This window comes from Streptococcus sp. HMSC065H07, assembly GCF_001837325.1.
GTDB classification, from domain to species: domain Bacteria; phylum Bacillota; class Bacilli; order Lactobacillales; family Streptococcaceae; genus Streptococcus; species Streptococcus salivarius_H.
Genome location: NZ_KV832050.1, coordinates 13,310 through 26,995 on the forward strand (window position 1 = coordinate 13,310; position 13,686 = coordinate 26,995).

The 13,686-nt window shown below is 38.9% G+C and carries 12 protein-coding genes; all 12 read left to right on the forward strand.

Annotation, left to right across the window (positions count from 1 at the left end; translation table 11 throughout):
- Nucleotides 1-22: 22 nt before the first annotated feature.
- The 12 genes from HMPREF2637_RS09760 (at nucleotide 23) to HMPREF2637_RS09815 (ending at nucleotide 13,643) form a co-directional block, all read left to right on the forward strand.
- Nucleotides 23-3,133: an LPXTG cell wall anchor domain-containing protein gene (locus HMPREF2637_RS09760; RefSeq protein ID WP_070840054.1), complete on the forward strand. Its 3,111-nt coding sequence runs from the start codon at nucleotides 23-25 to the stop codon at nucleotides 3,131-3,133.
- A gap of 159 nt (nucleotides 3,134-3,292) precedes the next feature.
- Entirely contained in the window at nucleotides 3,293-3,973 is a 681-nt protein-coding gene (gene rpiA / locus HMPREF2637_RS09765) for a ribose-5-phosphate isomerase RpiA (protein WP_014634433.1), read from the forward strand.
- Between the two features lie 121 nt (nucleotides 3,974-4,094).
- Entirely contained in the window at nucleotides 4,095-5,306 is a 1,212-nt protein-coding gene (locus tag HMPREF2637_RS09770) for a phosphopentomutase (RefSeq protein ID WP_064524780.1), read from the forward strand.
- Nucleotide 5,307: 1 nt separating this feature from the next.
- Nucleotides 5,308-5,853 carry a DUF1697 domain-containing protein gene (locus tag HMPREF2637_RS09775; protein ID WP_064524778.1) on the forward strand — a complete coding sequence of 182 codons (546 nt, stop codon included), beginning with the start codon at nucleotides 5,308-5,310 and terminating at the stop codon, nucleotides 5,851-5,853.
- A gap of 18 nt (nucleotides 5,854-5,871) precedes the next feature.
- Nucleotides 5,872-6,681: a purine-nucleoside phosphorylase gene (locus HMPREF2637_RS09780; protein ID WP_064524776.1), complete on the forward strand. Its 810-nt coding sequence runs from the start codon at nucleotides 5,872-5,874 to the stop codon at nucleotides 6,679-6,681.
- 3 nt (nucleotides 6,682-6,684) lie between these two features.
- Nucleotides 6,685-7,932, forward strand: a complete 1,248-nt coding sequence (locus HMPREF2637_RS09785; protein ID WP_064524774.1) for a chloride channel protein — start codon at nucleotides 6,685-6,687, stop codon at nucleotides 7,930-7,932.
- A complete protein-coding gene (locus HMPREF2637_RS09790) occupies nucleotides 7,929-8,642 on the forward strand; it encodes a type 1 glutamine amidotransferase (protein ID WP_064525660.1) in 714 nt (237 codons plus the stop codon). Before HMPREF2637_RS09785 ends, HMPREF2637_RS09790 begins: the two co-directional genes overlap by 4 nt.
- Before the next feature lie 306 nt (nucleotides 8,643-8,948).
- The gene (gene deoD / locus HMPREF2637_RS09795; protein ID WP_070840057.1) at nucleotides 8,949-9,659 is read left to right on the forward strand and encodes a purine-nucleoside phosphorylase; all 711 of its coding nucleotides are present in this window, start codon (nucleotides 8,949-8,951) and stop codon (nucleotides 9,657-9,659) included.
- A 340-nt stretch (nucleotides 9,660-9,999) separates the two neighbouring features.
- Complete coding sequence (locus tag HMPREF2637_RS09800; protein ID WP_014634440.1) at nucleotides 10,000-11,460, forward strand: LCP family glycopolymer transferase CpsA; 1,461 nt, start codon at nucleotides 10,000-10,002, stop codon at nucleotides 11,458-11,460.
- On the forward strand, nucleotides 11,461-12,192 hold the full coding sequence (cps4B, locus tag HMPREF2637_RS09805; RefSeq protein ID WP_002890887.1) for a capsular polysaccharide biosynthesis protein Cps4B: 732 nt from the start codon (nucleotides 11,461-11,463) through the stop codon (nucleotides 12,190-12,192).
- A gap of 8 nt (nucleotides 12,193-12,200) precedes the next feature.
- Nucleotides 12,201-12,893 (forward strand): capsular polysaccharide biosynthesis protein, encoded by a 693-nt coding sequence (locus HMPREF2637_RS09810; RefSeq protein ID WP_002884894.1) that lies wholly within the window; start codon nucleotides 12,201-12,203, stop codon nucleotides 12,891-12,893.
- Between the two features lie 9 nt (nucleotides 12,894-12,902).
- Complete coding sequence (locus HMPREF2637_RS09815) at nucleotides 12,903-13,643, forward strand: tyrosine-protein kinase (RefSeq protein ID WP_064524772.1); 741 nt, start codon at nucleotides 12,903-12,905, stop codon at nucleotides 13,641-13,643.
- Nucleotides 13,644-13,686 lie beyond the last annotated feature (43 nt).

The following is a 13,686-nucleotide window of genomic DNA, read 5'->3' on the forward strand; positions in this document are numbered from 1 at the left end:
AATATAGAAGGACGTAATTTAAATGGGGAAAAAGGAATTACAACGTTATTTACTCAGAAAGTCTAGCCTTGGTGCGGCTTCTGTTCTTTTGGGGACTGCAGTTCTTGCAGTAGGAGCTTCAAATGCAAGCGCTGATGAGGTAGCAACAACTACAGATTCAGCAACACCAGCAGTTGAAGCAACAGATGCTGTTGAAGAAAACACTTCAGCCGTAGCAGATTCAACTGAAAAGAAAGTTGTTAACGTTACTGAAGAAGGCAACACAACTGTTACAACGAGTGAAGTAACAAATACAAGCTTAGAAGCTGCAAAAACAGCTGCAACTAACGAAGGGGTTGAGGTTAAGGAAGAACCTGCTCAAACCAAAGAAACTGTTGAAGCAGCTGCTGCAGATAATAAAGCACAAGCAGAGAAAATCAATACAGTCGTTTCTGATTATAAAGCGGCTAAAGAACAATACAAGTCAGATAAAGCTGACTATGATAAAGCAAAAGCAAACTATGATGCAAAATTAGCTGAGAAAGCACTTGCTGATAAAACAAATGCTGAAGCTCAGGCTAAATATGATACTGAAAAAACAGCTTATGATAAAGCTTCAGAGCAATACCAAATTGCTAAGCAAGCTTATGACTCAGCTCTTTCAGAGTACAAGACTAAGAAAGTTACTTATGATGCTAAGGTAGCAGAAAAAGAAGCTGCTGATAAAGAAAATGCGTTTTCTGCAGCTAAATACCAAGCAGAATTGGCAACATATAACCAAGCAAAAGCTGATTATGAAGCAGCCCTTGCTCAGTACAATAGCGATAAAGCTAAATACAATGCTGAAAAAGCTAACTATGATAATAAAGTAGCTGAAAAAGTTGTTACTGAAAAACGTAACGCTGAAGCTGAAGCTAAATATCAAACTGAGCTAGCAGCATACAATGAAGCAAAAGCTAAATATGATGTAGAAAAAGCAGCATATGACAAGAATCTTGAACTTTATAACGCTAAGAAAACAGCTTATGAAGCAGATCTTGAAACAAAACAAGCTATTGAAAAATACAATGCAGATGCAAAAGCTAAATACGAAGCTGCCTTGGTTGTCTACAATGAGCAAAAAGCTAAATATGACCAAGAGTACCTTGAGTATCAAAACAAATTAGCTGTCTACCAAACAGCACTTAAACAATATCAAGATGCTAAAACAGCTTACGATAAATACATGAATGATCCTGTATATCGTAACCTTAAAGATGCTGAAGTTGTTCAAGAATTGACTTTCCAACGTGAAAACGATGCGACACACAAAGTTGAAGGTGTAAGCAACTACTTGACAAAAGAAGCACAAGAGCGTCTTAACACAAGTAATGTTTTCCAATATGACTCTAACAAGTTACAAGCATCTGACATTGTTTCAAACAGTCCTTGGACAAACACTGAAGATGAGTGGATTCAAGTTAAAGAAGGTGACAAATTTGTTGTTACTTACGATGGCTTGAACCAATCAAGCATGCTTGTAGAGAATGAAGCGTCAGCAATCAAACGTGTTGTATACCGTTACGAAATCGTTAGCCTTCCATCAAATGACGGAAAAGGTATCGCGAAAATCAGTAAAGATCCAACAGTAACTATGACAGTTGGAGCATCAACTGATCAAGATAAACCGGTTAAAGTAGCTGTAGATGTTGAGTTTTACGATAAAGATGGTAAAATGTTCAACCTTAGTGAGCGTAATGCTATCGTAGCACTTAACTCACTAAACCACTGGAATGGTGCAGCTTATGTTGAAACATCTGAGCGCCCACGTCCACTTACAGTAGAAGCGAAAGACGTTAATGGTAATACTGTCCGCGGTACATATAATCCTTACGCAGATGGCTCTACTTTGGCAATCCAAAACGGTGAAGTTGTTACTAAATCTGGATACGCTGATTTCGGTGGCGCTACTGTTAACATTTCTGATGAGAACCCACTTAAGGTAGTTGTTCCTATCACTGACTGGAATGGTTCAGAATGGGTTGTCTCACGTGAAATTCCATCTGATGTAACAACTCTTAATGCTTCAGGTAGTGGTAATGGACACGCTCTTGGTAACGAAGATTATACATTTGGTGATAAAGATGATGTTATTGGTTCGTACAGCGTTTCTGCTGAAACTGGTTTGATTACATTCACACCTAAGAAAAAATACCAATCAACACGTCACCAAGAATATGTAAATATTGGTGATAACCAATTCATCGCTATTCCAAAATCATCAGTTACTTATGATGCTGCTACTAAAGAAGTAACATCAGTTAATGATAACCAATACATTGACCATGGTGCAGTCTTTAATGGTGAGACAACGTCAGAATTGACAGGTTGGGATAACGCTGATTCACCTTACCTCTATTATGGAGGTGCAGGTATCAAGATGACAAATGGTCACTTGGTATTTACTGCTGAAGGTGCAAATGCTGATGGTGCACCAACAGTATATTGGTTCGCAATCAACTCTAATCTTGGTTTGCCTAAGAATCCAGGTGAAAAACCTGAAGAACCTAAGGCACCAACACCACCAACAGCACCGGTTAAACCAGTTATTAAAACAGTTGGTATCAATCCACAAGAACCAACACCACCAACACCACCAAAAGAGCCAGTGGCACCGACGCCACCAACTCCAGAGGTAGTTGAAGTACCTGGTAAACCACAAGAACCAACACCACCAACAGGTCCAACGGCACCAACGCCACCAACACCAAAAGTGGTTGAAGTACCTGGTAAACCACAAGAACCAACACCACCAACAGGTCCAACGGCACCAACGCCACCAACACCAAAAGTAGTTGAAGTTCCTGCTAAACCAGTAGAACCTAAAACTCCTGAAAAACCAAGTGTTGTATGGCACAAGAACTATGTCGTTGAGAGAGAGTCTCACGTGGTACCACCAACACCACCGACTCCACAAACACCACCAAAACCTGTTACTCCTCCAACTCCAGTGACACCGCCAACTACACCAACTCCAGATACTGAAGTTCCTGTAGTGCCTCAAGCTGAGTTGCCACAAACTGGTGAGCACACTAGCAATGCTGGATTTATTGGACTTCTTTCAATGATTTTTGCGGCCTTTGTAGGATTCTTCAAACGTCGTAAAGAAGATTAAGTGGTGCTATTAAATTAGTTCCCCATCAAAACTAGATTCTATTTAGGATCTAGTTTTTATTTTTGCTAGGTTTTACTCCTTCGTATCATTTCTATTTACTGTTGAAACATGTTATAATTGTTTTGAACGACTATTATAGAAAGATGCAAGGAGACGAGCATGGAAGAACTTAAGAAAATCGCTGGCGTAACCGCTGCCAAATACGTTGAAGATGGAATGGTTGTTGGACTTGGTACAGGGTCAACAGCTTATTTCTTCGTGGAGGAAATTGGCCGTCGTATTAAGGAAGAAGGCCTTAGTGTTGTTGGAGTAACGACATCCAGTCAAACCACTAAACAAGCTGAAGGATTAGGTATTCCTTTGAAGGCAGTGGATGATATTGACAGTATTGATGTTACTGTTGATGGCGCCGACGAAGTAGACCCTCAACTCAATGGGATTAAAGGTGGCGGTGGTGCCCTTTTGATGGAAAAAATCGTCGCTACACCTACGAAAGAATATATCTGGGTAGTTGATGAGTCAAAAATGGTTAATCAATTAGGTGCTTTCAAATTACCAGTTGAAGTGGTTCAATATGGTGCTGATCGTCTCTATCGTGTCTTTGAGTCGAAGGGCTATAAGCCATCATTCCGACTTACGGAGGAAGGTAATCGCTTTGTTACAGATATGAAGAACTATATCATCGATCTTGATTTAGGTAAGATTGAAAATCCAGTAGCTCTTGGTGAAGAACTAAAAGCTATGACAGGTGTTGTCGATCATGGATTATTCAATGGTATGGTTAACAAAGTCATCGTTGCAGGAAAAGACGGTGTTAAGGTCGTTGAAGTCAAGGCCTAGTCCAATTTTGATTTCCCCTCACTTTTTATGAGGAAAACTAATTAATTTTTGTCAAACTATTAAATAATATAGAAAGGCAAGAGGTAATTTCGAAAAGATTTTATCTCTTTGTGGTGTTATTATGTCCAAATTTAACCGAATGCATTTAGTCGTTCTTGATTCAGTAGGAATTGGTGCTGCTCCAGATGCCAATGACTTTGTCAATGCAGGTGTGCCAGATGGTGCTTCAGATACCCTTGGTCATATCTCTAAATCAGTAGGATTGAATGTGCCAAATATGGCTAAGCTTGGTCTAGGAAATATTCCTCGTGAAACACCTTTGAAAACAGTACCGACAGAAAGCAACCCAACTGGTTATGCAACAAAATTGCAGGAAGTGTCTCTTGGTAAAGATACGATGACTGGTCACTGGGAAATCATGGGTCTCAATATTACTGAACCTTTTGATACTTTCTGGAACGGATTCCCAGAAGAAATTCTCACTAAAATTGAGGAATTCTCAGGCCGTAAAGTCATTCGTGAAGCTAATAAACCATACTCAGGTACAGCTGTTATTGAAGACTTTGGACCTCGTCAAATGGAAACTGGTGAATTGATTATTTACACTTCAGCTGACCCAGTTCTTCAAATTGCCGCACACGAAGACGTTATTCCTTTGGATGAATTGTATCGTATTTGTGAATATGCGCGTTCAATTACCCTTGAGCGTCCAGCTCTTCTAGGGCGTATCATTGCTCGTCCTTACGTTGGTGAACCTGGAAACTTCACTCGTACGTCTAACCGTCGTGATTTGGCTGTTTCACCATTTGCACCAACTGTTTTGGATAAATTGAATGAAGCTGGTATCGATACTTATGCCGTTGGTAAAATCAATGATATTTTCAATGGAGCTGGTATCAACCACGATATGGGACACAACAAATCAAATAGCCATGGTATTGATAATTTGATTAAAGCTATGACTTCTGAAGACTTCAAACATGGTTTCTCATTCACAAACTTGGTAGACTTCGATGCCCTTTATGGACACCGTCGTGACCCACATGGATACCGTGATTGCTTGCACGAATTTGACCAACGTTTGCCTGAAATCATTGCTGCTATGCGTGAAGATGATCTCTTGATGATTACAGCAGACCACGGAAATGATTCAACTTATGCAGGTACAGACCATACTCGTGAATATATTCCTTTCTTGGCTTATAGCCCATCATTCAAAGGGAATGGACTTATTCCAGTAGGTCATTTCTCTGACATCTCAGCAACTGTCGCTGAAAACTTTGGTGTAGATAAAGCCATGATTGGTGAAAGCTTCTTGGATAAACTTGTCTAAAATGAAGCGCTATGCATTTTTGGTTCGTGGGATAAACGTTGGTGGTCGTCACAAGGTAGTCATGAAAGAATTTTGTCGTGAGTTAGAAGAACTCGGTATGTCACATGTTTCTTCCTATATAAATAGTGGAAATCTTTTCTTTGATTCTACCTTGATGAAAGAGGAACTCCTCTTAGTTTTAGAGGGATTTCTAAATAAGGCTTATCCATTTATTAAGGTATTTTCTCTTTTTACTCTTGAAGATTATCAAAATGAAGTGGCCTCATTACCTAAGTGGTGGGAAGATGATTTCTATAGAAAAGACGTCCTCTTATTCACTGAAAGACTTGATAAGAACGAAATGAAGAAGATTATTAACTCTTTAGAGTTGAAAGATGAAAGACTTCATTTTGGTCAACTTGGTGTCTACTGGGTAAAGTATGATAAATCAACTTATAGACAAACAGCTTATCATAAGAAGTTATTGAAAACACCTTTTTATCCTGATATAACCATTCGAAATGCAAGAACTTTTTCAAATATTGGTCACTTTTTAAGAATGAAATAAAATTAAGGGAGAAATAACATGTCGCTACTTGAAAAAATTAGAGTTACTCAAGCCTTCTTGGAAAGCAAAGGAATTGAAAAACCTGAATTTGGTTTGATTTTGGGCTCTGGACTTGGTGAGCTAGCTGAAGAAGTTGAAGATGCCATTGTCATTGATTATGCGGACATTCCTAACTGGGGACAATCAACGGTTGTTGGTCATGCTGGTAAACTTGTATATGGTACATTGTCTGGACGTAAGGTTTTGGCTCTACAAGGACGTTTCCATTTCTATGAAGGAAATCCGCTAGAAGTGGTTACTTTCCCTGTACGTGTTATGAAAGCTCTTGGATGTGAAGGAGTTGTTGTAACCAATGCAGCAGGTGGTATCGGCTATGGTCCTGGTACTTTGATGGCCATCACTGACCACATTAACATGACTGGTCAAAACCCATTGATTGGTGAAAACTTGGATGATTTTGGACCACGTTTCCCTGATATGTCTAAAGCTTACACACCTGAATACCGTGAAACCGCTCATAAAGTGGCTGATAAACTTGGTATCAAATTGGATGATGGTGTTTATATCGGTGTGACAGGTCCAACCTATGAAACACCAGCTGAAATCCGTGCTTATAAGACACTTGGTGCAGATGCTGTTGGGATGTCTACCGTTCCTGAGGTTATTGTTGCAGCTCACTCTGGCTTAAAAGTTCTTGGAATTTCATGTATTACCAACTTTGCGGCTGGTTTCCAAGAAGAATTGAACCACGAAGAAGTGGTGGAAGTGACAGAGCGTGTTAAAGGGGACTTCAAAGGATTGCTAAAAGCGATTCTTGCTGAACTCTAAAATATGATAGCTCGGGGAATAAAACCTATAACGTCATTACCCAAGTCGACTAGGTTAAGTTTAGCTGTTTTTGGAACCGGTATTGCTTCAGGTTTGGTAGGCATTCTTTGTCATTACCTTTTGGAGTTTATACAAATTCTTGTATTTGGTAATGATAAATCGAATTTATTGTCACAGTTTAACTCTGTAAGTCCCTTTCGACGATTTGCAGTATTGCTTGTAGTAGGTGTTTTGGCTAGTTTATTTTGGTATTTCCTTCAGCGACGAGTGTCCCTCCTTTCTATTAGTAAGGCTAAGCAACTCGTTGGTAAGAAGAGTCCAAATTTTCTTGGCCAGAGTCTACACGCTTTGATGCAGGTTGCAATCGTTGGGGCTGGTTCCTCAATTGGTAAAGAAGGAGCGCCTCGAGAATTAGGCGCTCTATTTGGTGGTAATCTCTCCAAAGCCTTGCACTTGGATATTATTGATAGACAGTTGCTAATTGCTTGCGGGGCTGGCGCTGGCTTAGCTGCGGTTTACCAAGTCCCCTTTGCCAGTACACTGTTTGTTCTGGAAACCTTAGGTGTTGCTTGGAAATCAAAAAATATTATTATCATTCTTGTGACAACCTACTTGTCAGCTTATTGTGCTCGACCAATCGTTGGTAAGGAGGCAATGTACCTAGTCAGTAAAGTTAGCTCAGACCCTGCTAGTCTGATTCAGGTTATTGTTCTTGTATTAGTGATAACTCCGCTGGCGATGATGTTTAGCTTCTTAGCCAAAAAGGCTAGCAAAAGTCGTATTACTGATAAACGTATTCTGTGGACCATGCCACTATCTTATGTAGTATTAGGTGGGATTGCAGCTTTCTATCCTTTAATCATGGGAAATGGTCAGGTTCTAGCACAATGGTTATTTTCAGGTGGGGTTTCAGCATACCTACCTCTTATCCTTGTCGTCAAAGGACTTGTGGTATGTTTGCTTTTATGGGCAGGCTCTTATGGAGGAACCCTAACCCCTTCCTTTACTTTAGGTGCTGGATTGGGTTTCTTATTGACAAGTTGTCTTGAGATTTTTGGCTTATCACTCAATCCTACTCTAGGAATGTTACTCGGTGCAACCGTATTTTTAGGAACAACTTTAGATGCTCCTCTAACTGGGATAGCCTTAGTTCTAGGTTTTACTGGTCAAGGAGGGCTGGTAGCAGTACCACTAATCTTAGCGAGTCTACTATCGAGGATAATTAAAAATAGATGGAAGAAAAAACAATGAATATTCATTTTATTTTACACGAAACGTTTGAAGTTCCAGGAGCCTATTTAAAATGGGCTCAAGACCGTGGGCATAATATCACATCAACCAAGGTATATGAGGAAGAGCCTCTTCCTGAAACCGTTGAAGGTATTGATTTTCTAATTGTTATGGGTGGCCCTCAGTCACCTGATGAGGATCGTCAGGCCTTCCCTTATTATGACCCAGAGGCTGAGATTGCATTTATGCAAAAAGCAATTGCTGCTGATATCTATATTGTTGGGGTTTGCCTAGGTGCTCAACTTTTATCTGTAGCCTATGGTGGTAAGTATGAACATAGTCCAGAACGTGAGATTGGGGTTTTCTCTGTAACATTAACTGAGGCAGGTTTAGCGGATGAGCATATCAAAGGTTTTGGCGAAACCCTAAATACTGGTCACTGGCATGGTGATATGCCTGGATTGACTGATAATGCAGTTGTTCTTGCTACTAGTCAAGGTTGTCCACGCCAAATTGTTCGCTTCAGTCCTAAACATTATGCCTTTCAGGCACACTTGGAGTTTGATCCTGAAGCCATTGATTTACTTATAGCTGCTGACGGTGAAGAGCATTTACGTAAGCAAAATAAAGTCTTGCCTTTTGTTCAAACACCTGAACAATTGCGTGCCAACGATTATTCTGAAATGAACAAAAAGTTATACGATTTTCTTGATTCATTGACTCAAGCTTAATCCACTTTTAAAGTAGTTATTTATCCACTATATAATAGTGGAAAAATATTTAAAAAATAAAAATTAAGAAAGGTAGAGCGTGTGTTCTGATTTGAACACGAGCGGAAAGCTCGGAAAATAGATAGTCTTCATTTGTTTTCTGTCTGCTCCTTTACCATCAAAAAATGAAAGGAAGGGTAGTTCGGGTTTGAAACTGAACCCGGGCTAGAGGCTGTGTAAAAAAGATAAAACCTCCTAGATGCGAAGCATCTTTGTCGGATTTCCTATTTTTACTTTGCCTCTTTAACGCCCTTGGTATCTTATATTATGTCTATCCATATTGCTGCTAAGCAAGGTGAAATTGCTGATAAAATTCTCCTACCTGGAGATCCTTTACGTGCGAAATTCATTGCCGAGAATTTCCTCGAAGACGCTGTATGTTTCAATGAAGTTCGTAATATGTTTGGTTACACAGGAACATACAAAGGTGAACGTGTCTCAGTAATGGGAACTGGAATGGGGATGCCATCTATCTCTATCTATGCTCGTGAGCTTATTGTTGACTACGGGGTTAAAAAATTGATTCGTGTGGGAACTGCTGGTTCATTGAATGAGGATGTTCACGTTCGTGAGTTAGTTCTAGCGCAAGCGGCAGCGACAAACTCTAACATTATTCGTAACGATTGGCCACAATACGATTTCCCACAAATTGCAAGTTTCAATCTCTTAGATAAGGCTTACCACATTGCTAAAGAGCTTGGTATGACTACACATGTTGGTAATGTCTTGTCATCTGATGTTTTCTATTCAAATTATTTCGAAAAAAACATTGAGCTTGGTAAGTGGGGAGTGAAGGCTGTTGAAATGGAAGCAGCAGCACTTTACTACCTTGCAGCCCAACACCAAGTAGATGCTCTTGCCATCATGACTATTTCTGATAGTTTGGTCAATCCAGATGAAGACACTACAGCTGAGGAACGTCAAAACACTTTCACTGACATGATGAAAGTTGGTCTTGAAACACTTATTGCAGACTAATTTGTAAAAGGACGCCATTAGGTCGTCCTTTTGTGTTGTAACTACTATCTACTCGAAGAATCAATAGGTTAAAAATTTTCAAACTACTAGAAAAAAATAAAAATATTTGGAAGAAAAAGACTTATAATAAATAGGTAAATATCCGACAATTTAAAGTTTAACCACTAAAAATGTGAAAAATAGTTTACAATATTATGAAAAATGATAGAAATTAAATGCTTGATATCATAATGAAAAACGGTTTCTTCTTTTTTAAAAAGAATGACAATTGAAATGAAGTTATAGTAATGTTATAATGATAATGGGAAATGTCTAATTTTAATTTTTAGGAGCAATTTATATGAGTTCGCGTACGAATCGTAAGCAAAAACGTACGAGTAATAGATCATGGGGGATGGTCAACGTTGGGTTGACCATTCTGTATGCTATTTTAGCATTGGTCTTATTATTCACAATGTTCAATTATAATTTCCTATCATTTAGGTTTTTGAACATCATTATCACCATTGGTTTGTTGGTAGTTCTTGCTATTAGCATCTTCCTTCAGAAGACTAAGAAATCACCACTAGTGACAACGGCTGTATTGGTTATCTTCTCGCTAGTTTCTCTGGTTGGTATTTTCGGTTTTAAACAAATGATTGATATCACTAACCGTATGAATCAGACGGCTGCATTTTCTGAAGTGGAAATGAGCATCGTAGTTCCAAAGGATAGTGACATCAAAGATGTGAGTCAGCTTACTAGCGTACAAGCACCAACTAAGGTTGATAAGAACAATATCGACACCTTAATGTCTGCTCTAAAGAAAGACAAAAAGGTTGATCTTAAAGTTGATGATGTTGCTTCATATCAAGAAGCTTATGACAATCTTAAGTCTGGCAAATCTAAAGCTATGGTCTTGAGTGGCTCTTATGCTAGCCTACTAGAGTCTGTCGATAGTAACTATGCTTCAAATCTAAAAACAATCTATACTTATAAAATTAAAAAGAAGAATAACAATTCTGCAAAACAAGTAGATTCAAAAGTCTTCAATATTTATATTAGTGGTATTGATACCTACGGTTCAATTTCAACAGTGTCACGTTCAGATGTCAATATCATTATGACCGTTAACATGAACACACATAAGATTCTCTTGACGACCACTCCACGTGATGCGTACGTTAAGATTCCTGATGGTGGGGCAGACCAGTATGATAAATTAACCCACGCAGGTATTTATGGCGTCGAAACATCTGAAAAAACACTGGAAAATCTTTATGGCATTAAGATTGATTACTATGCACGAATTAACTTCACATCTTTCCTTAAGTTGATTGACCAACTTGGTGGTGTGACAGTTCATAATGATCAAGCCTTCACGAGTCTTCACGGGAAGTTTGATTTCCCAGTTGGAGATATCCAAATGAATTCTGAACAAGCCCTTGGCTTTGTTCGTGAGCGTTATAGTTTGGATGGAGGAGACAATGACCGTGGTAAGAACCAAGAGAAAGTGATTTCTGCGATTGTAAACAAGTTAGCTTCACTAAATTCTGTATCAAACTTTACTTCAATCGTTAACAATCTTCAAGACTCTGTTCAAACGAATATGTCTCTAGATACCATTAATGCTCTGGCCAATACACAACTTGATTCAGGTTCTAAATTTACGGTGACTTCTCAAGCAGTAACAGGTACAGGTTCAACCGGACAATTGACCTCTTATGCTATGCCAAATTCTAGTCTCTACATGATGAAACTGGATGATTCCAGTGTGGAAAGCGCCTCTCAAGCTATCAAAAATTTGATGGAGGAAAAATAAGTGATTGACGTTCACTCACATATTGTTTTTGATGTTGATGATGGTCCTAAAACTTTAGAAGAAAGTCTTGACCTCATTGGCGAAAGCTATGCGCAAGGAGTGCGTACGATTGTTTCAACATCCCATCGTCGTAAGGGAATGTTTGAAACCCCAGAGGATAAAATCTTTGCAAATTTTTCTAAGGTAAAAGAAGAAGCAGAAGCACTTTATCCAGACTTAACTATTTGTTATGGTGGTGAACTTTATTACACCTCAGACATTGTGGAGAAACTCGAAAAGAATCTCATTCCACGGATGCACAACACTCAATTTGCTTTGATTGAGTTTAGTGCTCGCACCTCTTGGAAAGAAATTCATAGTGGGCTTAGCAATGTTTTGCGAGCAGGGGTGACACCAATTGTTGCTCACATTGAGCGCTATGATGCCCTCGAAGAAAATGCTGATCGTGTTCGAGAAATCATCAATATGGGCTGCTATACTCAAGTCAATAGCTCACATGTCCTCAAACCAAAGCTCTTTGGCGATAAAGATAAAGTAAGAAAGAAACGTGTTCGTTATTTCTTGGAAAAAAATTTGGTTCATATGGTTGCTAGTGACATGCATAATCTTGGTCCAAGACCACCATTTATGAAAGATGCCTACGCTATTATTGAAAAGACTTACGGAACGCGACGTGCTCGTAACCTTTTCATTGAAAATCCACAAACACTACTTGAAAATCAATACATATAGGAGAAACTATGACTCAGGAAAACACGAAGCGTGTTGAAATCGACGTGCTTGCATTATTGCACAAACTTTGGACTAAAAAGGTATTTATTCTATTTACAGCCTTCTATGTCGCTGTCTTTGCCTTCTTGGGAACTTATTTCCTCATTCAACCAACATATACGTCGTCTACACGTATCTATGTGGTTAATCAAGCTAACGATGGCAAAAACCTTTCTGCTCAAGATTTGCAGGCCGGTACATTTTTGACAAAAGACTACAAAGAAATTATTACATCAAACGATGTCTTGTCAGAAGTTATCAAAGATGAAAAATTGAATATGACAGAAGCAGAACTTGCTAAAATGATTTCAGTTAATATTCCTACTGATACTCGTCTTATTTCAATTTCTGTTAATGCTAAAACTGGTCAAGATGCGCAAACTCTTGCCAATAAGGTTCGTGAAGTTGCTTCAGAAAAAATCAAGAACGTGACAAAAGTTGAAGATGTCACAACACTTGAAGAAGCTAAATTGCCAGAGTCACCATCTTCACCAAATATCAAACGTAATGTGCTTCTTGGAGCAGTGCTTGGAGGATTCCTTGCAGTGGTTGGTGTATTGGTACGTGAAATCCTAGATGATCGTATTCGCCGTCCAGAAGATGTGGAAGATGCCCTTGGAATGACACTTCTTGGAATTGTCCCTGATACAGATAAAATTTAAGGAGAAGAAATGCCTCTATTAAAGTTAGTAAAATCTAAAGTAAACTTTGCCAAACAAACAGAAGAGTATTACAATGCTATTCGCACAAATATTCAATTTTCTGGTGCTCAGATGAAAGTGATTGCGGTTAGCTCTGTTGAAGCTGGTGAAGGAAAATCAACGACATCTGTTAACTTGGCGATTTCATTTGCTAGTGTTGGGCTCCGAACACTTCTCATTGATGCGGATACTCGTAACTCTGTTTTGTCAGGTACATTTAAATCAAATGAGCCTTATAAAGGCCTTTCAAATTTCCTTTCTGGAAATGCTGATTTAAATGAAACGATTTGTCAAACTGATATTTCTGGTTTGGATGTCATTGCATCTGGTCCTGTACCACCTAATCCAACAAGTCTTTTGCAAAATGACAATTTTAGACATTTGATGGAAGTTGCTCGTAGTCGTTATGATTATGTCATCATTGATACACCACCAATTGGTTTGGTCATTGATGCTGTTATTATTGCCCATCAGGCTGATGCCAGTCTTTTGGTTACAGCATCTGGAAAAATTAAACGTCGCTTCGTAACTAAGGCCGTTGAACAATTGGAACAAAGTGGTTCTCAGTTCTTAGGTGTCGTCCTTAATAAAGTGGATATGACAGTTGATAAGTATGGATCATATGGTTCTTATGGCTCATATGGCGAGTACGGGAAAAAATCAGACCAAAAAGAAGGTCATTCAAGAGCACATCGTCGTAGAAAAGGATAGCATTAATGGGGATGATGCGGCTCCTTATACCTTAACAGATTAA

Bases quoted from the DNA above. Each gene is read 5' to 3' on its own strand.
- HMPREF2637_RS09760 (WP_070840054.1), top strand. From the start codon at position 23: ATGGGGAAAAAGGAATTACAACGTTATTTACTCAGAAAGTCTAGCCTT.
- HMPREF2637_RS09775 (WP_064524778.1), top strand. From the start codon at position 5,308: ATGAAGCGCTATGCATTTTTGGTTCGTGGGATAAACGTTGGTGGTCGT.
- deoD (WP_070840057.1), top strand. From the start codon at position 8,949: ATGTCTATCCATATTGCTGCTAAGCAAGGTGAAATTGCTGATAAAATT.
- HMPREF2637_RS09810 (WP_002884894.1), top strand. From the start codon at position 12,201: ATGACTCAGGAAAACACGAAGCGTGTTGAAATCGACGTGCTTGCATTA.
- HMPREF2637_RS09785 (WP_064524774.1), top strand. From the start codon at position 6,685: ATGATAGCTCGGGGAATAAAACCTATAACGTCATTACCCAAGTCGACT.
- HMPREF2637_RS09770 (WP_064524780.1), top strand. From the start codon at position 4,095: ATGTCCAAATTTAACCGAATGCATTTAGTCGTTCTTGATTCAGTAGGA.
- rpiA (WP_014634433.1), top strand. From the start codon at position 3,293: ATGGAAGAACTTAAGAAAATCGCTGGCGTAACCGCTGCCAAATACGTT.
- HMPREF2637_RS09800 (WP_014634440.1), top strand. From the start codon at position 10,000: ATGAGTTCGCGTACGAATCGTAAGCAAAAACGTACGAGTAATAGATCA.
- HMPREF2637_RS09815 (WP_064524772.1), top strand. From the start codon at position 12,903: ATGCCTCTATTAAAGTTAGTAAAATCTAAAGTAAACTTTGCCAAACAA.
- HMPREF2637_RS09780 (WP_064524776.1), top strand. From the start codon at position 5,872: ATGTCGCTACTTGAAAAAATTAGAGTTACTCAAGCCTTCTTGGAAAGC.
- HMPREF2637_RS09790 (WP_064525660.1), top strand. From the start codon at position 7,929: ATGAATATTCATTTTATTTTACACGAAACGTTTGAAGTTCCAGGAGCC.